The 22,290-nt window shown below is 71.9% G+C and carries 22 protein-coding genes; 11 read left to right on the forward strand and 11 right to left on the reverse strand.

All coding sequences use genetic code 11. From position 1 onward, the window contains the following. Positions 1–24: 24 nt before the first annotated feature. Entirely contained in the window at positions 25–684 is a 660-nt protein-coding gene (locus ABZ449_RS00845) for an XRE family transcriptional regulator (protein WP_360337868.1), read from the reverse strand. Positions 685–843: 159 nt separating this feature from the next. Between ABZ449_RS00845 and ABZ449_RS00850 the strand changes: the two genes are divergently transcribed. Together ABZ449_RS00850 and ABZ449_RS00855 are read left to right on the forward strand one after the other, a co-directional pair. After that, positions 844–1,584 carry an AzlC family ABC transporter permease gene (locus ABZ449_RS00850; protein WP_360337871.1) on the forward strand — a complete coding sequence of 247 codons (741 nt, stop codon included), beginning with the start codon at positions 844–846 and terminating at the stop codon, positions 1,582–1,584. Beyond that, complete coding sequence (locus ABZ449_RS00855; protein ID WP_360337874.1) at positions 1,581–1,892, forward strand: AzlD domain-containing protein; 312 nt, start codon at positions 1,581–1,583, stop codon at positions 1,890–1,892. Before ABZ449_RS00850 ends, ABZ449_RS00855 begins: the two co-directional genes overlap by 4 nt. Positions 1,893–1,994: 102 nt before the next feature. Here the strand turns inward: ABZ449_RS00855 and ABZ449_RS00860 are convergent, their stop codons facing one another. Then, a complete protein-coding gene (locus ABZ449_RS00860; RefSeq protein ID WP_360337877.1) occupies positions 1,995–2,333 on the reverse strand; it encodes a hypothetical protein in 339 nt (112 codons plus the stop codon). Positions 2,334–2,506: 173 nt separating this feature from the next. Here ABZ449_RS00860 and ABZ449_RS00865 point away from each other — a divergent pair, with 173 nt between their 5' ends. The 5 genes from ABZ449_RS00865 (at position 2,507) to ABZ449_RS00885 (ending at position 7,904) form a co-directional block, all read left to right on the forward strand. Next, positions 2,507–3,694, forward strand: coding sequence for an acyl-CoA dehydrogenase family protein (locus ABZ449_RS00865; RefSeq protein ID WP_360337880.1), 1,188 nt, complete (start codon positions 2,507–2,509; stop codon positions 3,692–3,694). 95 nt (positions 3,695–3,789) lie between these two features. Further along, on the forward strand, positions 3,790–4,167 hold the full coding sequence (locus tag ABZ449_RS00870; protein WP_360337883.1) for an ADP-ribosylation/crystallin J1: 378 nt from the start codon (positions 3,790–3,792) through the stop codon (positions 4,165–4,167). Between the two features lie 182 nt (positions 4,168–4,349). Next, positions 4,350–5,228, forward strand: coding sequence for an alkaline phosphatase family protein (locus ABZ449_RS00875; RefSeq protein WP_360337886.1), 879 nt, complete (start codon positions 4,350–4,352; stop codon positions 5,226–5,228). A gap of 531 nt (positions 5,229–5,759) precedes the next feature. Then, positions 5,760–6,242 carry a hypothetical protein gene (locus ABZ449_RS00880; RefSeq protein ID WP_360337889.1) on the forward strand — a complete coding sequence of 161 codons (483 nt, stop codon included), beginning with the start codon at positions 5,760–5,762 and terminating at the stop codon, positions 6,240–6,242. A gap of 336 nt (positions 6,243–6,578) precedes the next feature. Next, positions 6,579–7,904: a multidrug effflux MFS transporter gene (locus ABZ449_RS00885; protein ID WP_360337893.1), complete on the forward strand. Its 1,326-nt coding sequence runs from the start codon at positions 6,579–6,581 to the stop codon at positions 7,902–7,904. A gap of 189 nt (positions 7,905–8,093) precedes the next feature. Here ABZ449_RS00885 and ABZ449_RS00890 read toward each other — a convergent pair whose 3' ends face one another. From ABZ449_RS00890 to ABZ449_RS00930, 9 genes are all read right to left on the reverse strand, one after another. Continuing rightward, the gene (locus tag ABZ449_RS00890; RefSeq protein WP_360337896.1) at positions 8,094–10,151 is read right to left on the reverse strand and encodes a glycosyl hydrolase family 18 protein; all 2,058 of its coding nucleotides are present in this window, start codon (positions 10,149–10,151) and stop codon (positions 8,094–8,096) included. A 660-nt stretch (positions 10,152–10,811) separates the two neighbouring features. Further along, positions 10,812–11,405 carry a hypothetical protein gene (locus ABZ449_RS00895; protein ID WP_360337899.1) on the reverse strand — a complete coding sequence of 198 codons (594 nt, stop codon included), beginning with the start codon at positions 11,403–11,405 and terminating at the stop codon, positions 10,812–10,814. Positions 11,406–11,552: 147 nt separating this feature from the next. Next, complete coding sequence (locus ABZ449_RS00900) at positions 11,553–12,500, reverse strand: ABC transporter substrate-binding protein (RefSeq protein WP_360337902.1); 948 nt, start codon at positions 12,498–12,500, stop codon at positions 11,553–11,555. Positions 12,501–12,545: 45 nt separating this feature from the next. Next, the gene (locus tag ABZ449_RS00905; protein ID WP_360337905.1) at positions 12,546–13,220 is read right to left on the reverse strand and encodes an ABC transporter permease subunit; all 675 of its coding nucleotides are present in this window, start codon (positions 13,218–13,220) and stop codon (positions 12,546–12,548) included. After that, complete coding sequence (locus ABZ449_RS00910; RefSeq protein WP_360337908.1) at positions 13,217–13,885, reverse strand: ABC transporter permease; 669 nt, start codon at positions 13,883–13,885, stop codon at positions 13,217–13,219. The genes ABZ449_RS00905 and ABZ449_RS00910 overlap by 4 nt, the downstream gene beginning before the upstream one ends. Further along, positions 13,875–15,089 (reverse strand): ATP-binding cassette domain-containing protein, encoded by a 1,215-nt coding sequence (locus ABZ449_RS00915; protein WP_360337911.1) that lies wholly within the window; start codon positions 15,087–15,089, stop codon positions 13,875–13,877. The genes ABZ449_RS00910 and ABZ449_RS00915 overlap by 11 nt, the downstream gene beginning before the upstream one ends. 214 nt (positions 15,090–15,303) lie before the next feature. Then, positions 15,304–15,690 carry a rhodanese-like domain-containing protein gene (locus tag ABZ449_RS00920; RefSeq protein WP_360337914.1) on the reverse strand — a complete coding sequence of 129 codons (387 nt, stop codon included), beginning with the start codon at positions 15,688–15,690 and terminating at the stop codon, positions 15,304–15,306. Then, entirely contained in the window at positions 15,684–16,319 is a 636-nt protein-coding gene (locus tag ABZ449_RS00925) for a cysteine dioxygenase family protein (RefSeq protein ID WP_360337917.1), read from the reverse strand. The genes ABZ449_RS00920 and ABZ449_RS00925 overlap by 7 nt, the downstream gene beginning before the upstream one ends. Before the next feature lie 196 nt (positions 16,320–16,515). Beyond that, positions 16,516–16,593, reverse strand: coding sequence for a putative leader peptide (locus tag ABZ449_RS00930; protein ID WP_107086570.1), 78 nt, complete (start codon positions 16,591–16,593; stop codon positions 16,516–16,518). A 332-nt stretch (positions 16,594–16,925) separates the two neighbouring features. Here ABZ449_RS00930 and ABZ449_RS00935 point away from each other — a divergent pair, with 332 nt between their 5' ends. The 4 genes from ABZ449_RS00935 to ABZ449_RS00950 all read left to right on the forward strand — a co-directional run bounded on the left by ABZ449_RS00935 (position 16,926) and on the right by ABZ449_RS00950 (position 22,202). Continuing rightward, positions 16,926–17,768 carry a nitrilase-related carbon-nitrogen hydrolase gene (locus ABZ449_RS00935; RefSeq protein ID WP_360337920.1) on the forward strand — a complete coding sequence of 281 codons (843 nt, stop codon included), beginning with the start codon at positions 16,926–16,928 and terminating at the stop codon, positions 17,766–17,768. Positions 17,769–17,779: 11 nt separating this feature from the next. Then, positions 17,780–19,231, forward strand: coding sequence for a dihydropyrimidinase (hydA, locus tag ABZ449_RS00940; RefSeq protein WP_360337923.1), 1,452 nt, complete (start codon positions 17,780–17,782; stop codon positions 19,229–19,231). Between the two features lie 219 nt (positions 19,232–19,450). Continuing rightward, positions 19,451–20,464: a TIGR03842 family LLM class F420-dependent oxidoreductase gene (locus ABZ449_RS00945; protein WP_360337926.1), complete on the forward strand. Its 1,014-nt coding sequence runs from the start codon at positions 19,451–19,453 to the stop codon at positions 20,462–20,464. A 181-nt stretch (positions 20,465–20,645) separates the two neighbouring features. Continuing rightward, positions 20,646–22,202: an NCS1 family nucleobase:cation symporter-1 gene (locus ABZ449_RS00950; RefSeq protein WP_360337929.1), complete on the forward strand. Its 1,557-nt coding sequence runs from the start codon at positions 20,646–20,648 to the stop codon at positions 22,200–22,202. The last annotated feature ends 88 nt before the right edge of the window (positions 22,203–22,290 follow it).

Here is a 22,290-nt window from a genome sequence, read left to right on the forward strand (position 1 = left end):
CCGCTCCATGTCACCGACCGTCCGTCAGATGTGCTCCATGACGATCACCGCGAGAGTGTCCGGAGCCAGGGCGCGGAACACGTGCGGAGCGTCGCCCGGGTAGCTCACGTAGTCGCCCGGGCCCAGTTCCACCGGCGCCTCCGTCGGCCCGACCAGCGCCCGCCCGGCACCGATCAGCACGTGCTCGACGGTGCCGGGCATGTGCGGATCGGAGGCCCTGGTCTCGCCCGGCTGCGCCTCGATCCGGTAGATGTCGCGCCGGGCGTTGGGCGGGCAGGAGGAGAGTGCGGTGGCGGCGTAGTCGGCGCGCTCGGAGTGGGTCACCGGGCCCTCGCCGACCCGGATCACCTTGACCGCCGGGCGCGGCGGATCGACGAGTCGGCTGAACGGCACGTTCAGGGCGACTCCGAGCGCCCAGAGCGTCTCCACGCTGGGGTTGCCCGCGCCGGACTCCAGTTGGGACAGCGTGGACTTGGCGATGCCGGCGCGCCGGGCCAGCTCGGCCATCGACATCCCGCTGCGTTCGCGCTCGCGCCTGATCGAGGCGGCGATCTGGCCGATCAGCTCGCCGCCGCCGCTGCCGTTGTTGTTGCTGCCGGAGCTGCCGGAGCTGCCGGAGCTGCCGGAGCCGCCGGGGTCGCCGGGGTCGCCGGGGTCCGTGGTCGGGGTGCTCTGGTCACTCATGCTCGCCACTCACGCTTCTTCCCGGCCCCTTCCATGGCTCCCGGTACGGCTGCTGCCGCCGTTCATGCTGCCACGGCCGGTCGCGTCGACCATCGTTCGCCCGATCGGTCCGCGTGTTCGCCTTGACGAACGATGCTGGGTCGGTTCACTCTAATGAACATGCGTTCGCCATTTCGAACACTGGAGCGTGCCATCCTCCGGGACGTCGCCCTGGTCTGCCTGGCCGATGCGCTGGTCGGCGCGTCCTTCGGTGCGATCAGCGTCTCCGGTGGCCTACCGCTCTGGGTGCCGATGGCCCTCTCCGTGCTGGTGTTCGCCGGCGGCGCCCAGTTCGCGGCGGTCGGCGTGGTGCTCTCCGGCGGCGGCGCCCTCGCGGCGGTCGCCACCGGACTGGTGCTCAACGCCCGGCTGCTTCCCTTCGGCTTCACCGTGGCCGACGTGCTCGACGGCCCGTGGTGGCGGCGGCTGGTGGGGGCGCAGCTGCTCACCGACGAGACCGCCGCCTTCGCCCTGCAGCAGAGCGAGCCCCGTCGGCGCCGGGCCGTGTACTGGTTCTGCGGGATCGCCCTGTTCGTGGTCTGGAACGTCTCGGTGCTGCTCGGCGCGCTCGCGGGCGGGCTGATCGGCGACACGGACGCGTTCGGCCTGGACGCGGCCTTCCCCGCGGTGCTGCTCGCGCTCGTCCTGCCCTCACTCGCGGACCGCCGCACCCGTACGGCGGTGGTGGTGGGTGCGGTGGTCGCGGTCGCGGCGACGCCGTTCGTCCCGGCCGGACTGCCGGTACTGCTCGCCCTGGTCGGGCTGTTGTTCGCCGGGCGGTCGGCGGCGGGGGAGACGGGCGGCCGGAAGGCGGCCGGTGGACGGAACGCCGCGGACGCGGGGAAGGAGGAGGTCCGATGATGCCGCTGTACGCCGTGCTGCTGCTCGCGGTCGGAACGTACGCCTACCGCCTGGCCGGGCCGTTGCTCGCGGGCCGGCTCGCTCTCTCGGAGCGGCTGCGGCACCTGCTGGCCGTCGCGGCGGCCGTGCTGCTGGTGGCCCTGGTGGCGACCGGTGCGCTGACCCAGGGGCACGGCTTCGCGGGGTGGGCCCGGCCGGCGGGCGTGCTGGTCGCGGGCGTACTCGCGCTGCGCCGGGCGCCGTTCCCGGTGGTGATCGTCGCGGGTGCGGCGGCCACGGCGCTGCTGCGCCTCTGCGGGGTGGGGTGACGGCTGACAGAGTTCGAAATCTGTCATCTGTCATCTGTCATCTGTCAGCCGTTATCCGTTATCCGTTGTCCGTCGGCCGTCACTTGTCCGCCTGTTCGCCCGTCAGCGGCGCTCGTCCGGCCCCGTGCCCGGCCCCTCGGCCAGCCGCTCGGCCTGCACCTCCGGCCGCTTGCTGTCCCACAGCAGCTCCCAGACCTTGAACACGCAGTGGTAGTCGCGCATGCTCCCCTGCGAGATCAGCAGATAGGTGTCCCCGTCGCGGAGCAGCGTCCGCCGTCGGCTGTTGAACGGGTGCTGCGGGGTGTAGGAGGGGACGAGCCGCTTCAGCTCCTCGACCGCCTCCTCGCGGGTTCCCTCGACCTCGGCGAGCACCTTGCTCCCCCAGGTCCGATCCTGGCCCATGCCCACCGTCTCCTGGACGACCAGTGCCCAGCGCGCCATCTCCTGCCCCCGTTCCTTCCGTTCCTTCCGTGCGGCCCGTTTCCGCCCCGCGCGTTCTCGTCAGCCGTACGCGACACCGGACGTGTCGCGATCCTCACTCGTTCACGCCCGTCCACCGCCCGGCCGGGTGCGGAATACTCGCCGGTATTCCGCCGAGAGTACAAGGAGCTTCAGTGACGAAGCCGACCCGGATCGACCCGTCCGACCTGCTCGCCGTCGGTGACCTGCTCTCCGACGAGGAGCGGCTGATCCGCGACACCGTCCGCCGGTTCACCGAGGAGCACGTCCGCCCGCACATCGGCGACTGGTTCGAGCGCGGGGTCTTCCCGGCCCGCGAACTCGCCCCCGAGCTCGGGGCCCTGGGCGTGCTCGGCATGCACCTCGACGGCTACGGCTGCGCGGGCGCCGACGCGGTGGCGTACGGGGTGGCCTGCATGGAGCTGGAGGCGGCCGACTCCGGCCTGCGCAGCTTCGTCTCCGTCCAGGGTTCGCTCGCCATGCGCTCGATCCACGCCTTCGGCTCCGAGGAGCAGAAGCAGCGCTGGCTGCCCGGCATGGCCGCCGGCGAGCTGATCGGCTGCTTCGGCCTCACCGAACCGGACTTCGGCTCGGACCCGGCCAACATGCGCACCCGGGCGGTGCGCAAGGGCGGCGAGGGCGGCGACTGGGTGCTGTCCGGCAGCAAGATGTGGATCACCAACGGCAGCATCGCCGACGTCGCCGTGGTCTGGGCGCAGACCGAGGAGGGCGTGCGCGGCTTCCTGGTCGAGGGCGGCACCCGCGGCCTGACCGCCACCGACGTGCACGGCAAGCTCTCGCTGCGCGCCTCCGTCACCAGCGAGCTGGCGTTCGACGACGTGGTGCTGCCCGCCGACGCCGTGCTGCCGGGGGTGATCGGCCTGCGCGGACCGCTCTCCTCCCTCAACGAGGCCCGCTACGGGATCCTCTGGGGCACCGTCGGCGCCGCCCGCGACAGTTACACCGCCGCCCTTGACTACGCCAAGAGCCGGATCCAGTTCGACCGCCCGATCGCGGGCTTCCAGCTGACCCAGCAGAAGCTGGTCGAGATGATGCTGGAGGTCGAGAAGGCCTACCTGGTCGCCCTGCGGATCGGGCGGCTCAAGGAGCAGGGCGCCGCCCGCCCGCCGCACATCAGCTTCGGGAAGCTCAACAACGTCCGCACCGCGCTGGAGATCGCCCGCAGCGCCCGGACCGTCCTCGGCGCCAACGGCATCACCACCGAGTACCCGGTGCTGCGCCACGCCAACAACCTGGAGTCGGTGCTCACCTACGAGGGCACCAGCGAGATCCACACCCTGGTCCTCGGCGAGGCCATCACCGGCGAGTCCGCCTACCGCTGACGCGTCCGCCGACCGCCGACGGGCCGCCGTCGGCTCCTCCCCTGCCCGGGAAAACCGGTGGCCGGGCCCGTCGCGGCCCGGCTACCGTCCCCGCCATGACCAGCCAGTCCGTTCCGACGCAGCCCCCGACCACCACCCTCTGGCGCCCCACCGGCCCGGAGGAGCTGGCCCTGGTCGAGGCCGCCGACTGGCGCGCCTGGCCGCCCCGCCTGCCCGAGCAGCCGATCTTCTACCCCGTCCTCAACGAGGACTACGCGATCCGGATCGCCCGGGACTGGAACGTGCCCGCGTCGGGCGCCGGCTACGTCACCCGCTTCGAGGTCGACACCGCCTTCCTCGCGCGCTACCCCGTACAGCAGGCGGGCGGCCGTACGATCCTCGAACTCTGGGTTCCCGCCGAGGACGTGGCCGAGTTCAACCGGCACATCGTGGGCCGCATCGAGGTCGTCCACGAGTTCCGCCCACAGCCGTGAGGCGGCCGGGCGCCGAGCCGGCGGAGTTCCGCCGGGCGGCGGGCGAACGTCCGTCCGACACCTCGTGGACACCTGGCGTTCGGCGGTGGGACGCCGACCGGTACGGCGGTCGGTGAACCATGGCGCGGTCGGCGGCGCCCTCGGCGGGCGCGGCCGGGTGCGCACGACCGAAAGGAACCCCCATGTCCGCTGCCCAGTGGCCCCGCCCCCGCGTGCTCGTCGTCGGGATCGACGGAGTCCGCCACGACTACCTGGCACAGGTGCCGATGCCGCGCCTGCAGGAGGTCGCCGAGGCCGGGTTCCTGGTGCCGGTCACCGTCGCGGACGGCACGCCCACCATGTCCGGGCCGTGCTGGGCCACCATCGTGACCGGCGTCGAGCCCGCCAAGCACGGCGTGTGGGGCAACCACCTGGGCGGCAACCGGCTCGACGTGTTCCCCGACTTCGCCACCCGCCTCGCCCGGGGCGACCGGCGCCGCACCTTCGTCGCGGCCGGCTGGGACCCGCTGATGATCAACGAGTCGGGCGGCCCGCTGTTCCGCGCCCCCGGTCGGCTCTCCTACGTGGCCCCCGCCGAGGACACCCCCGAGGCCTGGGAGGCGGTGGACGAGGAGGTCACCCGGGAGGCCGTCCACGTCCTCGGCACCGCCGACCCCGAGGCGTCCTTCGTCTACCTCGGCGCCGTCGACGAGACCGCCCACTTCCTGGGGTGCGGTGACGAGTACCGCGCGTCCATGCGCACCGCCGACGAGCGCCTCGGCCGCCTCCTCGACGCCGTCCGCGGCCGGGCGACCCACGCCGAGGAGCAGTGGACGGTCATCGTCGTCACCGACCACGGGCACGTGGACGCCGGCGGTCACGGCGGCCGTACGACCGAGGAGCGGACGGCCTGGGTGGCCTGCGCCGGGCACGACATCCCGGCCGGCCCGCCCACCGGCGAGATCCGTCACCCGGACGTCGCCGCGCAGGTGTACGCCTCGCTGCTGCGCCCGATCGACCCGCACTGGACCCTCGACGGCCGCCCGTTCCCGGTCGCCCGGCCGGTGGCGGCGGCGATCTGAGGCGGTCGCGTCTCGAACGGCGGCGGCGGCGGTCGGGGCCGAGGCCCGGGGCCGAGGTCCGGGGCCGGGGCGGGGTCGGGCTCGGGGTCGGGATCGAGGGGCGGGTCCGGGACCGGCGGCCGGTGCCCCGGGTGCAGCAGGCCGGGCTGCGGCGGCTCCGGGCTTGAGCAAGGCTCGATCGGGGCTCTGGCCGTGCTCGACCCGGGCGTGCCGGTCCGGGGCCTGCGGGGCCGTGATCCCCGGGCGGAAGCCGTGGGTCCCGGATCCGTGGGCCTCAGGGTCCCTGCCGACGGACATACGCCTGAAGGTGGAGAACGTACCCCGTGGGTCGGAGACAAGATCGCGACCTGGTGGTGACGATCCGACGGGTCCGGACGGGCCACGATGGTTGCACCGGTCGGCGGAGTACGCCGGCCGGATCGGTGACGCCGACCCGAGCGGCCGCCGGCAGCGGGGACGAGTGGCAACGCACGGACGCACGGACGAGCGGCAAGGACCGCGCAGGTCACGACACGGAGAGGGCAGTCGGACATGAAGGGCATCGTGAGCAAGGTCGCGCTGGGAGTCGCGGGCACCGGCATGGCCGTCGCCGTGGCGGCTGTGGCAATCGGCCCGCGGGTGTCCGACTGGTACGACGCGCACCACCAGCAGCAGGGCTCGTACGAGTCCGGCACCCAGGCCAAGGCGGACCGCCGGTCGATGCCGGGCTGGCTGCCCGACAACGCCTCCGGGGTGAAGTACCTGATGTCCACCACGGGCGACGACCGCCTGCTGCGCGCCACCCTCCCGGAGGGCCGGCTGCCCGTCGGCTGCACCAACAAACTGCCGGGCAAGAGCGCGCACCCGGTGCCGGAGTCGCTCAAGGCCGGCTGGTTCCCCGAGAACGTCGTGACCAAGGCCAGCGGCACCTGCGGGCACTACAACGTGGCCCTGGCCGGCAACCAGCTCTACGCCTGGCAGGACGGTGCCGCGGTGCAGGCGGCGCTGCGCGCCGAGCACGTCGCCAAGCGCTGAGTCCGGCGGTCGGCCCCGGGGCACCCGCCGAGCGGGCGACAGCCCTGTCGGCCACTGCTGACGGCTCCTCCGGGCCCTTCCCTGGCCATTCCGGGCCACTCCGGGGGCACTCGTGGGCCACTCGCGGGCCGGGGAAGGGCACGGAACGGAACGGCCCGCCGCGCACCGGAAGGTGCGGGCGGGCCGTCGGCGTGAGTGGGGCGGCCCCGGGCGTCGGCGACCGCCGGACGCACCCCCACGGCCGAACAGCGCGCACCCCCGCTGTCGGAACCGGCCCGGGCTGCGATAGGACGGAGCGCGAACGAACCCCACGTCACCCGTCCGTAAAGGAGAGCCATGCCCGGCCCGACCGTCGGCCCCACCGACGACACGTCGACCGCTGCCACTTCCGCAACCACCACCCCCACCCGCACCACCCCGTCCGCCTCCGGACCCGTCGCCGCCTCCGCCAGCGGTCAGGCCCGTCCCGGCTGGGCCGTGATCGCCGCCCTCGGCGGGATCGCCGCGCTCGGCCCGCTCACCACCGACCTCTACCTCCCGGGCCTGCCCGCGATCGCCGACGACCTGGTCGCCCAGCCGGCCGCCGTCCAGCTCACCCTGACCTTCTCGATGCTCGGGGTCGCGGCCGGGCAGTTGCTCTTCGGGCCGCTCAGCGACCGCTACGGGCGCCGTAGGCCGCTGCTCGCGGGGCTCGTCCTCTACACCCTGGCCAGCGTGGTGTGCGTGTTCGCGCCGAACCTGACGGTGCTGATCGTCGGCCGCTTCGTCCAGGGCGCGGCCGGTTCCGCCGGGCTGGTGATCGGGCGCGCCGTCTCCCGGGACCGTTTCCAGGGCATCGCGCTGCTGCGCTTCCTCGCCTCGATCGCCCTGATATCCGGGCTGGCGCCGATCCTCGCCCCGATCATCGGGGCGCAACTGATGCGGTTCACCTCCTGGCGCGGCACCTTCGGCGCGCTCACGGCCCTCGGGCTGCTGCTCACCCTGGTCTCGTACGCGGTGCTGCGCGAGACGCTGCCTCCGGAGACCCGGGACGGCGGCGGGGTCGGTGCGGCCCTGCGGACGATGGGGAGGCTGCTGCGCAACCTGCCGTTCCTCGGGCTGGCGCTGACCAGCTCCCTCGCCTTCGGAGCGCTGTTCGGCTACATCAGCGGGTCGTCGACGGTGCTCCAGGACGTGTACCAGGTCTCGCCGCAGACCTACAGCCTGCTGTTCGGGCTGAACTCGTTCTCGATCGTGGTGATGACCCAGGTGAACGGGCGGCTGCTGGCGCCGCGCTTCACGCAGCGGGCGCTGATGCTGGGCAGCCTCGCGGCGGCGGTCGCCGCCGGGGTGGCGCTGGTTCTGCTGACGACGGTGTGGGACTTCGGGCTGGCCGGGTTCTGCCCGCCGCTGTTCGTGATGATGGGCAGCCTCGGGGTGCTGCTGCCGAACACTGCCGCCCAGGCGCTCGGCCTGGTCGAGCCGCAGGTGGCGGGTACGGCGTCGGCGCTGCTGGGGACGGGCAACTTCCTGTGCGGCGCGGTGGTCGCACCGCTGAGCAGCCTCGGTGGTCGGCCGTCCGCCGTGCTGCTGGCGTTGGTGGTCCTGGTCTGCGGGGTGCTGGCGACGCTGGTGTACCTGGCACTGTGTCGGCCGGAGCGGATGCGCAGGGCCGACGGCTGACGGCCGGATAGCCGCGAACGGAAGACAGCGAACAGACGACAGCGAACAGACGACAGGGAACAGAGAACAGCGAACAGACGACAGGGAACAGAGAACAGCGAACAGACGACAGCGAACGGAAAACGGATGACAGCTGACAGATGTTGAAATCTGTCAGCTGTCATCCGTCATTCGTCACCCGAAGCGGACTCAGGCGATGGAGAAGTCATCCCCGTACACGTTGCCCTGGCCGTACCAGCCGTGCAGGTACACGGTGACGGTGCCGTTGGCGCCGGTGGTGAAGGGGACGGACAGCTTGGTCCAGCCGGAGGAGTTGGCCCAGGCGCTCGCGGTGGCGCCGCCGCTGACGCCGACGTAGGCGTAGTTGCCCTGCACCCAACCACTCAGGGTGTAGCTGGTGTTGGGCTTCAGCGTGACGGTCTGCGAGCACTCGCCGGTCTGGCCGGCGGTGGCCGCCGCCTGGAGCGCCTTGGCGCCGGAGTGGACCGGGGTGGAGACCACGGCACCGCCGCTCTGGCAGGTCCACGGGGACAGGCTGCCGCTCTCCAGGTCACCGTTGACCAGGCCGGTCGTCGGGCCGGTTCCGGTGACGGTCAGGGTGTAGGCCGCGATGTGGCTGCCGGAGGCCCCGGTGGCGGAGACGCCGAGCTGGTAGGTGCCCGGGGCCGTGGCGGCGGTGGTGCTGATGTTGAGCGTGGCGCTGTTGCCGGCGGTGACGCTGCCGGGGGTGACGGTGGCGGTGACGCCGACGGTCGGGGTGCTGATGATCGCGAGGTTGAGGTTCTGCGCCGATCCGGCGGTGACCGCCGTCGTGATGGTGGCGGAGGTGGACGAACCGGCCGCGACGGTACCGGAGTTCGGGTTCACGGCGACGGAGAAGTCGTTCCCGGGCTGGGTGCCGGTGACGTTCAGGGTGAAGGTGCTGGTGTGGCTGCCGGAGGCCGCCGCGCCGGTCACCGTGATCGGGTAACTCCCGGGCGTCACCGAGGCGGTGGTGCCGATGTTGAGCGTGGCGCTGTTGCCGGCGGTGACGCTGCCGGGGGTGACGGTGGCGGTGACGCCGGCCGGAGCGCCGCCGACGGTGAGGTTGACACTCTGCGCCGAACCCGCCGTGACCGCCGTCGCGACGGTCGCCGAGGTGGACGAACCGGCCGTGACCGTGGCGGAGTTCGGGCTCACCGACACCGAGAAGTCGTTGCTCACCGTCGAGCCGCTGGTGAACGGCGCGAAGATGTGGGTGAAGTCCCAGGTGTTCTGCGCGATGCCGGAGCAGTTGTCGTTTCCGGCTGTGCCCGGGCAGCCGCCGTTGTCGCGCTGGAGCGCCCAGAAGGACAGCGTGTTGATGCCCTTGGAGACCGCCCAGTTGTACACGGTGTTGGCGTTGGCCAGGGTGAAGGTCTCCGCCGGGCCGAAGTCGTCGACACCGATCATCTCGATGATCCCGATCGAACCCCACAGCTGGGCGGGGGTCTTGGACGGGTACAGCTTGGCGAGCTGGTTGTAGAGGCCCTGTGCGGAGGTCTGGGTGTCGGCCGCCATGTCGTGGGCGGCGTTGTCGTAGTAGTCGAAGGTCATCATGTTGACGACGTCGATCCGCGCGTTGTTGCTGACCGCGTTCTTCAGCACCGCGAGCCCGCTGCTGGCCAGCCCCGAGGTGGTGGTGGGCAGCGTGTAGGAGAACTGGATGCTCCGCCCGTTGGCGGCGGCCCAGTCCTGCACGATCTTGATCGCCTTGTTGCGGCGGTCGATCCCGGCGGTGTTGTTCAGCGAGTTGTCCTCGATGTCGAGGTCGATCCGGCTGACGTCGTAGGTGGTGATCACGTTCTCGAACGCGGCGGCGATCTGGTTGACATCGGTGCAGCTGTCGGCCAGCTCGGTGCCGGTGTTGTCGGCGGTGTAGCCGCCGAAGGACGGGATCACGTCCCCACCGTTGGCGCGGATGGTCGCGATGTCGGCGCCGAAGACGGAGGAGGACACCGGCTTGGAGGAGTCGCCGTTCCAGTACGGCGTGCAGGAGCCCTTGGTGGCGGCCTGCAGGAACGCCATGGTCAGGTGCTTGGCGCCGGACTGCGCGGCCAGCTGGGCCGGGCTCTGACCGGTCCAGGACTCGAAGTAGGGGGCGAAGACCCGGCTGGGGAGCGGGGTGGCGGCCTGGGCGGAGCTCGTCCCGGCGGCGACCAGGCCGACCGAGGCGGCCAGCGTGGCGCAGGCCGTCAACACGGCCTGGACTGTTCTGCGAAGGCGCATGGATTCTCCAACAGACTTGGTGGGGCAGGACGTTGGGGAGGAGCGGTCGGTCCGGGCAGGGCGGTCGCGTGGGGTCGGCCGCAGTTCCGGGACCGGGTCGGATATCAGGAGTTCGGGAGTACGAGCGTGCGGGCGTGCGGGCGTGCGAAGGCCCACCGACTCGCGCGGAGGCGGGCGGCGTGCGGATGCGCGCGCCGTACGGAGCGGGGGTGGAGCGGAGCATGGCAGGGCAGTGCCTCAGCCGCCGGTGGTCACACCCCCACAGTGCATCCCGGTCGGATCGACATGCTTATGTTTGGACTAGACCACTGGTCTGTCAAGAGACCTAACAGTTCGTCAGCACACGGTCCGCGCGACGGAAGGGCGCGGACGGTGCACTTTCGGGCGGGCCACGGCGAGGGGCGGCCCCGGAAACGAGAAGACCGTGGCCGCGCACCCAAGAGGGGGCGCGGCCACGGCGGCCCGGCGCTCAGGACACCGGGCGTTTCATGGTGCCGCAGATCCGTGGATCCCTGAACCCACGGATCCGTGAAGCCGCGGGTCTCCGAAGCCGCGGGCGGCGTGTTCGTGGACCCGGCTGCGCGGATCAATGGCCCGGACCATCGGCCGAATCGGCGGGGCGGACCATCGGTCGGATCAGCGGATCAGCGGATCAGCGGATCAGCGGGGCGGCGGGCAGAGCGTGGCGAGCAGCGCCTCGTTGATCTTCGCGGCGGTGTCCGGGCCGAAGCCCTGCGGGTGGTCGGCGGAGGTGAAGCGCTGGTTGGCCAGGTCGGCCAGCTTCTGCTTGTCCTTGGGGGACTGGTAGATCGACTGGCACTGGTTGCGCGCCCGGTCCACGGCCTGGTCCGGCTTGCCGCCGACGATCGCCGGGTCGATCGCGTCCAGTGCGGACACCAGCTTGGCCGTCAGGTCGGTGCCGGGTTTGGCGGGCAGTCCGGCGTCGGCGGGCGGGGCGGGCTTGGCCGGTGCGGGGGCTCCCGAGGCGCCGGCGTCGGGGACGGGCGCGCCGGTGGCGCCGTCGGCCGTGGGGGCGGCCGAGCCGGGCGCGGGGGCCGCGGGCGTGGTGGCGGCGTCGGAGGGCGCGGTGGCCGATGCGGTGGCCGGTGTGGCGGAGGTGGTGGGGGAGCCGGCCGCGGAGGTGGCCTTGTCCGAGCCGGATCCCGAGCTGGAGCCGGAGCCGGAACTGGAGCAGGCAGCGAGGCTCACCGCGGCGAGTGCCGTGAGGGTGGCGGCGAGGAGACGAGTGCGCATGGCGCCCAGAGTGTCATGTTCGCGGCGTAGAAGGGAAGGTCCCTCCGCTGGCTGGAGGAGTATCTCCGGAACAGCTCCGGAACGACGGGCGGCGGCCCGGAGGAAGCTCCTCCGGGCCGCCGCGTTCACGGTCCACCGGCGTTCGGTTCAGCCGAGACCGTTGGACTTCAGCCAGTCCTTGGCGACCGCCGACGGGTCCTCCTTGTCCACCGACACGCGCTTCATCATCGCGATCAGCCCGGCCGTGTCGAGCTTGGCCGACACCGCGTCGAGCGCCGCCGTCGCGGTCGCGTCCACACCCGCCTTGTAGACCAGCGGCGTGACGTTCTGCGCGCCGAAGATGTTCTTCGGGTCGGCCAGCGGGACGAGCTTGTACTGGACGATCTTCGGGTCGGTGGTGAACACGTTGCCGACCTGGATGCTGCCGTCCTTGAGTGCGTTGGCGGTGGTGTCGGCGGTGGGCTTCCACTCCTTGAAGGTCAGCCCGTAGACGTCCTTGAGCTGCTGCTCGCGGCGGCTCTTGAACTCCGGCGGCCCGCCGATGGTGAACTCGCCGCCCTTGGCGGCGAGGTCGGCGATGCTCTTGAGGTTGTCCTTGTCGGCCGTCTCCTGGGTGACGCTGAGCGAGTCCTTGTCCTCGGCCGGGGAGGAGGCGAGGATGCCCAGCGAGGCGGGCAGCGTCGTGGTGAGCGCCGCGTTCACGTCCTGGGTGGTGACGGCGGTGGACTTGGCGTCGAGGTAGGCGAGCAGCGAGCCGTTGTACTCCGGCAGGACGGTCAGGTTGCCGCTCTGCAGCTGACCGTAGAGCACCTCGCGGCTGCCGATGTTGAACTTCTCCTGGACCTTGACGCCCTTGGCCTTGAGCGCCTGCGAGTAGATCGATCCGAGCAGGACGTTCTCCGGGAAGTTGGCCGAGCCGACCACGACCGTCGACCCGGACCCGCCCGAGCCGCCCGCCCCGCCTGCCGGGGCCGAGGCGCTCGAACCCCCGCCGAGCGGGTCTCCGCCGGAGGAGCCGCAGGCGGTGGCGCCGAGGGCGAGCGCGGCGAGGGTGCCGAGGACGACGGCACGGCGGCTTCGGTTGATTGTCGACATGATGACAAATGTCCTTCCGGAACGGGAGGTGGGAGGAGACGGACGTCAGTGGGGCCGCTGGGCGCGAACCCCGGGCGGGAGCGCGAACCGGGCGAGCAGGACGAAGAACAGCTGGGCGGCGACCGCGAGCAGCACCACCAGCAGCGCGCCGCCCACGGTCACGGCGTACTTGCGGGTCGCCAGTCCGTCGATGACGTAGCGGCCCAGGCCGCCCAGGCCGACGTAGGCGGCCACCGTGGCGGTCGCGATCACCTGCACGGTCGCGGTCCGGAAGCCGGCCAGCAGGGTCGGCGCGGCCGAGGGCAGGCAGACCTGCCGCAACACCTGGGGGTGGGTCAGCCCGATGCCGCGAGCGGCGTCCCGGACGTCCGGGTCGGTGCCCCGCACTCCCTCGACGGCGGCCACCAGCAACGGGGGCGCGGCGAGTGCGACCAGCGGGATCAGCACGGCGGTGTCGCCGACCCCGGCGAGCAGCACCGCCAGCGTCACCAGGCCGAGGGTGGGCAGGGCACGGGCGGAGCCCGCGAGCGCGGTCACCACGGTGACGCCGCGCCCGGTGTAGCCGATCAGCAGCCCGAGCGGGACGGCGAGCAGCGCCGCGAACAGCAGGGCCTCGCCGGAGAGCAGCAGGTGTTCGGCGACCCGGTGCACGATCGAGTCCGGCCCGCTGAGGTGGTCGGGGGCGGTGAAGAAGTCGCTCAGCCAGTTCAGCCAGTTCACGAGCCGGCTCCCTTCTCCCGGACGGCCCAGGGCGCGAGCAGCCGTCGGGCGGTCACCAGCAGCAGGTCGACGGCCAGCGCCAGGACGGCGATCAGCACGATGCCCGCCACGATCGGGGTCGGGAAGGTGCGCTGGAAGCCGTCGACGAACAGGTAGCCGAGCCCGCCGCGGCCGACCAGCGCACCGACGCTCGCCAGCGAGATGCTGGACACCGCCGCGACCCGCAGCCCGGCGATCAGGTACGGCACGGCGGCGGGCAGCTCGACCGAGGTCAGCCGGTGCCACGGCCCGTACCCCATCGCGGTCGCGGCCTGCCGGACGGCGTCCGGGACGGCGCGCAGCCCGTCCACGGTGGTCGGCAGCAGCACGGCGAGGGCGTAGAAGGTGAGCGGGATCATCACGGTCGCCTGGGTGGCGAGGCCGGTGTACGGGATCAGCACCACGAACACGGCCAGCGAGGGCAGCGCGTAGACGATGTTGAACACGGCGGACAGCGGCTGGTACAGCCGGGGGTAGCGGGCGCAGGCCAGGCCGAGCGGGACAGCCAGCAGCAGGCCGATGAGCACGGGGACGAGGGCGATCACGGCATGGTCGGCGAGCAGGTGGCCGAGGTAGCCGAGGTGGTCGCCGATCCAGTACCAGCGGACGATCGGTTCATCGTCCACCGTCGACTCCGTCCGCGCCGCCGGTGCTGCTGGTGCTGCTGGTGTCGCTGGTGCCGCCGGAGCTGCCTGTGCGGTTCGTGCCGCCGGTGCCGCTCGTACCGTCCGGGTGGCCTCCGGCGATCAGGGCCTTTCCGGCGCGGGCGGGCGTCTCCGCGGCCGGCGAACCGGAGGCGTCGGGCCGCAGCGCGGCGACGACGGCCTCACGGCTCGCGGTGCCGGTGACCCGCCCGTCGGCGTCCAGCGCGACGGCGACCCCGGCGGGGGAGAGGACGGCGGCGTCCAGCGCGGTGCGCAGGGTGTCGGTGTCCGGGCGGAAGCCGGCCGCCGGCTGCAGTTCGGCGATGGCGGCGTCGCGGTCGATCCAGCCGATCGGGCGGCGCTCGTCGTCCAGAGTCAACTCCCAGCTCCCGTAGCGGAGTCCGTCATCCACCGGGCGGAGATCGACGGCGCCGGCGGGGCGCAGGCCGAGGCCGCGCAGGCCCCGGTCGCGCCCGAGGAAGGCGGCCACGCCCTCGTCGGCCGGGGTGGTGAGCAGCGTGTGCGGGTCGGCCAGCTGGGCGATCCGGCCGTGCTCGCGGAGCACCACCACCTGGTCGCCGAGCCGGACGGCCTCCTCGATGTCGTGGGTGACGAACAGCACCGTCTTGTGGAGCTCGGACTGGAGCCGCAGCAGTTCCTCCTGGAGCCCGGCCCGTACCACCGGGTCGACCGCGCTGAACGGCTCGTCCATCAGCAGCACCGGCGGGTCGGCGGCCAGCGCGCGCGCCACGCCGACCCGCTGCTGCTGGCCGCCGGACAGCTGGAACGGGTACCGCTTGGCGGTCTCCGGTGCGAGCCCGACCAGTTCGAGCAGTTCGGTGGCGCGGGCGCGGGCCTTCTTGCGGTCCCAGCCGAGCAGGTAGGGGACGGTGGCGATGTTGTCGATCACCTTGCGGTGCGGGAAGAGCCCGGCCTGCTGGATCACGTACCCGATGCCGCGGCGCAGCTTGGCGGGTTCCAGCTGCGCGACGTCCGTGTCGTCCAGCAGGACCCGGCCCGAGGTGGGCTCGACCATTCGGTTCACCATGCGCAGCAGGGTGGTCTTTCCGCAGCCGGACGGGCCGACCAGGACGGTTATCCGACCGGTCGGGACCTCCAGGTCCAGGCCCTCGACCGCGACGGTGCCGTCGGGGTGGCGCTTGCCGGCGCCCTCGAATCTGATCACGTGGGAGTTTCCTCGTCAGGGCGCCCCGGGGAGGCGGCGCCTGGGTCGTTCGGTCGTTCGGTCGGGTCGTTCGGCGACGGCGGTTTCAAGCGCCCGGGCGTACTTCCGCCCGCGTGGCTGCCCAGCTTTGGACCGGCGGAAACTCTGATCAGACTATGACCTGCATCATCTCCTGTCCTTGATTTACCGTCCGGCACGCGGTGCGACCGCGGCCTCAACCGCCCTGACGGGTCGGCAGACCAGCGGCCGCCCAGCCCACGAAACCGCCGTCCAGGTCGGTCGCCCGGTGCAACCCCAGCTCCCGCAGGGAAGCGGCGGCCAGGCTGGAGGCGTAGCCCTCGGAGCAGACCACGATCACCTCGACGTCGTAGCCCGAAGCCTCGGGAACGCGGTGACTGCCCGTCGGATCCATCCGCCACTCCAGCACGTTGCGCTCGATGATCAGCGAGCCGGGAATCTCCCCCTCGGCCGCCCGCTGCGCCGCCGGACGGATGTCCACCAGCAGCGCGCCGTCCAGCTGGGCCTGGTACGCCTCGCGGGCGCGCGGGCGGTGGACGCCCTCCCGGGCCCGCTCCACCAGGTCGTCGATCGTGGTCACCATTGTTCCGGTCCTTCCTCGGAGGTGCGGACGAGCCCACCGGCCCGGAGGTCGTAGTGCGCCATCGAGCTCAGCGGCGGCGAGTAGGCGTGCAGGGTGACGGCGGGGCCGACGGCGGTGTTGCGCACGTCGTGCACGTACTCGGGGCCGAAGGCGCGGGCGGTGCCGGCCGGGACCCGGCGGATCAGCAGGCCCTGCTCCGGGCCGCCGAGCGACAGTTCCTCCAACTCGCCGAGGGCGACGGTGAAGGCGCCGCGCGAGCCGCCGTGGTCGTGGAAGCCGGTGGACTGGCCGGGCAGCCAGCTGATCAGCCACACCTCGTGGTCGTCGTCGGCCGTCAGTCGGCGGTACCAGCGGTCCTCGGTGGAGAGGCGGACGTGGTGGATCCACTCCTCGGGCCGCTCGGCCAGGTCGCGGACGATGGTCCGCAGCGTGCCGGGGGTGAGCGGCGCGGGGGCGTCCCCGGCGGACGGCGGCGGTGGTGGCTCGGGGGTGCTCGCCCGGCTCGCGGAGCCGGCGGTCGCGGCGGTGGCTGTGGCGGTCGCGGAGGTGGTGCCGGCGCCGGCTTCGGTGTGGGCTTCGGCGCCGGTGGTCGGGCGGGTGTCGCGGCTGGTGCTCGTGCTCGGGCTCATGGGGCGTCCTCGGGTGCGGCGGGAACGTCGGTGGGAAGTGTCCGGCGACCGGCGACGGCTGACGGGCGCAGGCCGCGGGGGCGGCCCGGCACGTGTGGGTGCGCCAGTTCGGGGCGGGAGTCAGAACTGCGGGTACGGGTGCACGGCGCGGGCCCTGGCGGACGTCACAGGGTGGTGCCGGCGGGGGAGAGCAAGGTCAACAGGCACAGATGGAACTCGCCTGGCGCCGCAGATCGACGTGCAGGCGGCAGACCAGAGTGGCGCCGGAGTCCATGCGCCGGATCCTTCCCGAGCGAACCGGACGAAGTCAAGCCGAGCCGGGAGCCCGCCGCCGTCCGTTGCGAGTAAGGAGGCGAATCCCGGGGTAGATCATCTCTTCCTTGCACCCGGGACCACCCGCGTGTCCGCGCAACGAGATCGCCCCAGACGCGTTTCCGCCAACGTATTGTCAGGCCACCGAGGCCAGGCCTACCGTCTACAGATCGCTTTCTACGCACGTAGACCCCGCGGTTCCCCGAGCGGAGCCGCGGGGCCGACCCGCCCCGTCAACCCTCAGACCGCGGGCCCGACCGCACACGGCCGGACCGCGGAGTTGCGGAGGTACCCATGTCGCAGATCGTCCGTGCCGCGCTCGTCCAGACCCGCTGGACCGGTGGCCAGGAGAGCATGATCGCGCTCCACGAGCGGTACGCCCGCGAGGCCGCCGCCCAGGGCGCGAAGATCATCGGCTTCCAGGAGGTCTTCAACTCCCCGTACTTCTGTCAGGTCCAGGAGGCCGAGCACTACCGCTGGGCCGAGGCCGTTCCCGACGGCCCGACCGTGCGCCGGATGCGGGAACTCGCCCGCGAGCTCGGGCTGGTGATGGTCGTTCCGGTCTACGAGGAGGAGCAGACCGGCGTCTACTACAACACGGCCGCGGTCATCGACGCCGACGGCAGCTACCTCGGCAAGTACCGCAAGCACCACATCCCGCAGGTCAAGGGCTTCTGGGAGAAGTACTACTTCAAGCCCGGCAACCTCGGCTGGCCCGTGTTCGACACCGCCGTCGGCAAGGTCGGCGTGTACATCTGCTACGACCGCCACTTCCCCGAGGGCTGGCGCGCCCTCGGTCTGGCCGGCGCGCAGATCGTCTACAACCCCTCGGCCACCAGCCGCGGCCTGTCCGCCTACCTCTGGCAGCTCGAACAGCCCGCCGCCGCCGTCGCCAACGAGTACTTCGTCGCCGCGATCAACCGCGTCGGCACCGAGGAGTACGGCGACAACGACTTCTACGGCACCTCCTACTTCGTGGACCCGCGCGGCCAGTTCGTCGGCGACGTCGCCTCCGACAAGGAGGAGGAACTCGTCGTCCGCGACCTCGACCTCGACCTGATCGAGCAGGTCCGCCAGCAGTGGGCGTTCTACCGCGACCGCAGGCCCGACGCCTACGGACCGCTCGCCGAGGCGTGAGGAGCGGCGCGATGACCACCAACGACACGCGGGCCGCCGCCCGTGACCCGCGCCGACGCACCGTCGTCCGCGGCGGCCTCGTCATCACGGCTACCGAAGAGGTCCACGCCGACGTCCTGATCGAGGGCGAGCGCATCGCCGCCCTCGCCGCCACCGGCAGCTCCGCCGCCGAGGCCTGGACCGCCGACACCGTCATCGACGCCACCGGCCACTACGTCATCCCGGGCGGCGTCGACGCCCACACCCACATGGATCTTCCGTTCGGCGGCACCGCGGCCTCCGACACCTTCGAAACCGGCACCCGGGCCGCCGCCTGGGGCGGCACCACCACGATCGTGGACTTCGCCGTCCAGCCGGTCGGCGGCTCGCTGCGCGAGGGCCTGGACACCTGGCACGCCAAGGCCGAGGGCAACTGCGCGATCGACTACGCCTTCCACACCATCGTCTCCGACGTCAACGACGCCGTGCTGAAGGAGATGGACGCCCTCGTGGACTCCGGCGAGTCCACCTCCTTCAAGCTCTTCATGGCCTACCCCGGCGTCTTCTACAGCGACGACGGCCGCATCCTGCGCGCCATGCAGCGCGGCGCCGCGAACGGCGGGCTGATCATGATGCACGCGGAGAACGGCATCGCCATCGACGTCCTGGTCGAACAGGCGCTCGCCGCCGGGAAGACCGCCCCCCGCTACCACGGCGAGGTCCGCCGCGAACTGCTGGAGGCCGAGGCCACCCATCGGGCGATCAAGCTCGCCCAGGTGGCCGGCAGCCCGCTCTACGTGGTGCACGTCTCCGCCGCCGCCGCGCTCGCCGAACTCGCCCGCGCCCGCGACGAAGGGCTCAACGTCTTCGGCGAGACCTGCCCGCAGTACCTCTTCCTCTCCACGGACAACCTCGCCGAGGAGGGCGCCGACGGCTTCGAAGGCGCCAAGTACGTGTGCAGCACGCCGCTCAGGCCGCGCGAGCACCAGGAGTCGCTCTGGCGCGGCCTGCGCACCAACGACCTCCAGGTGGTCTCCACCGACCACTGCCCGTTCTGCTTCGTCGGCCAGAAGGAGCTGGGCCGGGGCGACTTCTCGAAGATCCCCAACGGCCTGCCGGGCGTCGAGAACCGGATGGACCTGCTCCACCAGGCCGTGGTGGACGGGCACATCAGTCGGCGCCGTTGGGTCGAGATCGCCTGCACCACCCCGGCCCGGATGTTCGGCCTGCACCCGCGCAAGGGCACCGTCGCCCCGGGCGCCGACGCCGACCTGGTGGTCTACGACCCGACCGCGGTGCAGACCGTCTCCGCCGCGACCCACCACATGAACGTGGACTACTCGGCCTACGAGGGCCGCCGACTCACCGGCCGGGCAAGGACGGTGATGTCGCGCGGCAGCATCGTGCTGGACGACGGAGCCTGGCTCGGCCGGGCCGGGCACGGGACCTTCCTGCGCCGGGACACCTGCCAGTACCTGGTCTGAGCCCTCTCCCGCTCGCCGTCCGGCCGTTCACCCCTCGATTGCTCACTGTTCGACAGTTCGACCGTTCGCTGCTCGATTGCTCATCGTTCGACCGTTCGACCGTTCGACCGTCTGACTGTTCGCTGTTCGCTGTTCGCTGTTCGCCCGCTGCCCGCCCGCCGCTCCGATCCGCTCGACGGCCGGGCGGCGGCGGGCACAACCCTTACCTGGAGCCCCCACATGGACATCGGCCTCGTCCTTCAGACCGACCCGCCGGCCCGGCTGCTCATCGACCGGATGATCCGCGCCGAGCAGGCCGGGTTCAGCCACGGCTGGACCTTCGACTCCTGCGTGCTGTGGCAGGAGCCCTTCGTCGTCTACAGCCGGATCCTCGCCGAGACCGAGCGGATGACCGTCGGCCCGATGGTGACCAACCCGGGCACCCGCACCTGGGAGGTGACAGCCTCCACCTTCGCCACGCTCAACGACATGTACGGGAACCGGACCGTCTGCGGCATCGGCCGCGGCGACTCCGCCATGCGGGTCGCCGGGCGACGCCCCGCCACCCTCGCCCGACTCTCCGAAGCCATGCACGCCATCAAGGAGTTGGCCGAGGGGCGCACCGCCGAGGTGGACGGCACCGAGATGCGCCTGCCCTGGGTTCGCTCCGGCGCTTCGCTGCCGATCTGGATGGGGGCGTACGGGCCGAAGGCGCTTGCCCTGACGGGTCGTCAGGCCGACGGTTTCATCCTGCAGCTGGCCGATCCGTATCTCACCGAGTTCATGGTCAAGGCGGTGCGGGCCGCCGCCGTCGAGGCCGGCCGGGACCCGGACTCGCTCACCATCTGCGTCGCCGCCCCGGCCTACGTCACCGCCGACGACTCGCCCGAGGCGCTCGCCCACGCCCGGGAGCAGTGCCGGTGGTTCGGCGGGATGGTGGGCAACCACGTGGCCGACCTGGTCGGCCACTACGGCGAGCACTCCGATCTGGTGCCGGAGGCGCTCACCGAGTACATCAAGGGCCGCCAGGGCTACGACTACAGCCACCACGGGCGGGCCGGGAACCCGGACACGGCCTTCGTTCCGGACGAGATCGTCGACCGCTTCTGTCTGATCGGCCCGGCGGAGGCGCAGCGGGCCCGGCTGGAGGAGCTCCGCTCGCTCGGCGTCGACCAGTTCGCCGTCTACGCCATGCACGACGCCATCGAGGCCACCATCGACGCGTACGGGGCGGACGTCATCCCGCACCTGTGAAACGGGCCCGCGACGCCCCGCGTGTGACGTCCCGTCCGCGCCACGGATCGTGAGCCATCTTGTGAAGTCGCCCGTGGAGCAACCCGTGACTGTGAACCGTCTGCGAACCAACCTGTGAACCAGCCCGTGACCCCCACCTGAGAACAGCCGCGGATCCTGCCGCGGCGGACGGGAGTTGTCCGTGCCCGGCAGCGAGACCAGCGGCAGCAGACAGTGTCATCACCCCGACGGCCGGGTCGAACTCGACCCGGCCTCCGGGGAGTTGCCATCCAACGGATTCACCAGCGAGGACCTGCGGCCGGTCCCGGTGGCGCGCCGTACCTGGACCACCTACAACTTCCTCGCGCTCTGGGTCGGCATGGCCCACAACATCCCGTCCTGGACCCTGGCTTCGGGCCTGGTCACGCTCGGCATGGACTGGAAGCAGGCGGTGCTGACCATCGCGCTCGCGAACCTCATCGTGCTGGTTCCGATGCTGCTCACCGGGCACGCCGGTACCAAGTACGGCATCCCGTTCCCGGTCTTCGCCCGCGCCTCCTTCGGGCTGCGCGGCGCCAACCTGCCCGCGCTGCTGCGAGCGGCGGTGGCCTGCGCCTGGTTCGGGATCCAGACCTGGATCGGCGGCGAGGGCATCTTCCTGCTGGCCGGCAAGCTGTTGGGAGAATCCTGGCGCACCGCCGGGGAGTTCGGCGGCTACCCGTGGACGCAGTGGCTCTCGTTCCTGCTGTTCTGGCTGATCGAGATGGCCATCATCGCGCGCGGGATGGAGGCCCTGCGGCGGTTCGAGAACTGGGCGGCGCCGTTCGTCATCGTCGGTGCGCTCGCGCTGCTGGTGTGGATCACCGTCAAGGCGGGCGGGCTCGGGCCGCTGCTCGACCAGCCGTCCGGGCTGGGGTGGGGCGGGGGCTTCTGGAAGGTCTTCTTCCCGGCACTGATGGGCATGATCGGGTTCTGGTCCACCCTCGCGCTGAACATCCCCGACTTCACCCGCTTCGGCGGCAGCCAGCGGGCCCAGATACGCGGGCAGGCGCTCGGCCTGCCGACCACGATGACGCTCTTCGCATTCCTGTCCGTGCTGGTCACCTCGGGCTCCGAGGCGGTCTACGGCGTCCCGGTGTGGGACCCGATCCAGCTCGCCGCCAAGATGGAGAATCCCGTCGGCATCCTGTTCGCGCTGCTGACCGTGCTGGTCGCGACGCTGTCGGTGAACATCGCGGCCAACGTCGTCTCGCCCGCCTACGATCTCGCCAACCTGTTGCCTCGCCTCGTCGACTTCCGGACCGGGGCCCTGATCACGGGGGTGGTCGGGATCGCGATCTTCCCGTGGCGGCTGATCGCCGACCCGCACGTGTACATCTTCACCTGGCTGGGCGTGGTCGGCGGCCTGCTCGGCACCGTCGGCGGAGTGCTGATCGCCGACTACTGGGTGCTGCGCCGCACCCGGCTCCGGCTCGCCGAGCTGTACCGGCCGGGCGGGGCGTACTGGTACACGGCCGGCTGGAACTGGACGGCCGTCACGGCGCTGCTGGTGGGCGGCGTGCTGGCCGTCGGCGGCTCGTACTCCACCGTCGACGCCAACGGCGCGAAGCAGGGCCCGTTCCCGGCGGACGGCCTGATTCCGGTCCTCAAGCCGCTCGCCGACTACGGCTGGGCCGTTGGGCTCACGGCGGCGGCCGTGGTGTACCTGGGGCTGAGCGGGGTGTTCGGGAGGGGAGCTGCGCGAGAAGGGGTGGGCTGACGGGTGGCGGCGAACAGCTGACAGATTTCGAAATCTGTCAGTTGTCAGTTGTCAGCTGTTGGTTGTCGGCTGTTGTCCGTCGGCCGTC

The sequence above is a fragment of the Kitasatospora sp. NPDC005856 genome, from assembly GCF_040629945.1.
In the GTDB taxonomy this organism is placed as follows: domain Bacteria; phylum Actinomycetota; class Actinomycetes; order Streptomycetales; family Streptomycetaceae; genus Kitasatospora.

Coding starts and splice junctions, on each gene's coding strand:
- ABZ449_RS00845 (WP_360337868.1), bottom strand. CDS start 684: ATGAGTGACCAGAGCACCCCGACCACGGACCCCGGCGACCCCGGCGAC.
- ABZ449_RS00850 (WP_360337871.1), top strand. CDS start 844: ATGCGTTCGCCATTTCGAACACTGGAGCGTGCCATCCTCCGGGACGTC.
- ABZ449_RS00855 (WP_360337874.1), top strand. CDS start 1,581: ATGATGCCGCTGTACGCCGTGCTGCTGCTCGCGGTCGGAACGTACGCC.
- ABZ449_RS00860 (WP_360337877.1), bottom strand. CDS start 2,333: ATGGCGCGCTGGGCACTGGTCGTCCAGGAGACGGTGGGCATGGGCCAG.
- ABZ449_RS00870 (WP_360337883.1), top strand. CDS start 3,790: ATGACCAGCCAGTCCGTTCCGACGCAGCCCCCGACCACCACCCTCTGG.
- ABZ449_RS00875 (WP_360337886.1), top strand. CDS start 4,350: ATGTCCGCTGCCCAGTGGCCCCGCCCCCGCGTGCTCGTCGTCGGGATC.
- ABZ449_RS00880 (WP_360337889.1), top strand. CDS start 5,760: ATGAAGGGCATCGTGAGCAAGGTCGCGCTGGGAGTCGCGGGCACCGGC.
- ABZ449_RS00885 (WP_360337893.1), top strand. CDS start 6,579: ATGCCCGGCCCGACCGTCGGCCCCACCGACGACACGTCGACCGCTGCC.
- ABZ449_RS00890 (WP_360337896.1), bottom strand. CDS start 10,151: ATGCGCCTTCGCAGAACAGTCCAGGCCGTGTTGACGGCCTGCGCCACG.
- ABZ449_RS00895 (WP_360337899.1), bottom strand. CDS start 11,405: ATGCGCACTCGTCTCCTCGCCGCCACCCTCACGGCACTCGCCGCGGTG.
- ABZ449_RS00900 (WP_360337902.1), bottom strand. CDS start 12,500: ATGTCGACAATCAACCGAAGCCGCCGTGCCGTCGTCCTCGGCACCCTC.
- ABZ449_RS00920 (WP_360337914.1), bottom strand. CDS start 15,690: ATGGTGACCACGATCGACGACCTGGTGGAGCGGGCCCGGGAGGGCGTC.
- ABZ449_RS00925 (WP_360337917.1), bottom strand. CDS start 16,319: ATGAGCCCGAGCACGAGCACCAGCCGCGACACCCGCCCGACCACCGGC.
- ABZ449_RS00930 (WP_107086570.1), bottom strand. CDS start 16,593: ATGGACTCCGGCGCCACTCTGGTCTGCCGCCTGCACGTCGATCTGCGG.
- ABZ449_RS00935 (WP_360337920.1), top strand. CDS start 16,926: ATGTCGCAGATCGTCCGTGCCGCGCTCGTCCAGACCCGCTGGACCGGT.
- hydA (WP_360337923.1), top strand. CDS start 17,780: ATGACCACCAACGACACGCGGGCCGCCGCCCGTGACCCGCGCCGACGC.
- ABZ449_RS00945 (WP_360337926.1), top strand. CDS start 19,451: ATGGACATCGGCCTCGTCCTTCAGACCGACCCGCCGGCCCGGCTGCTC.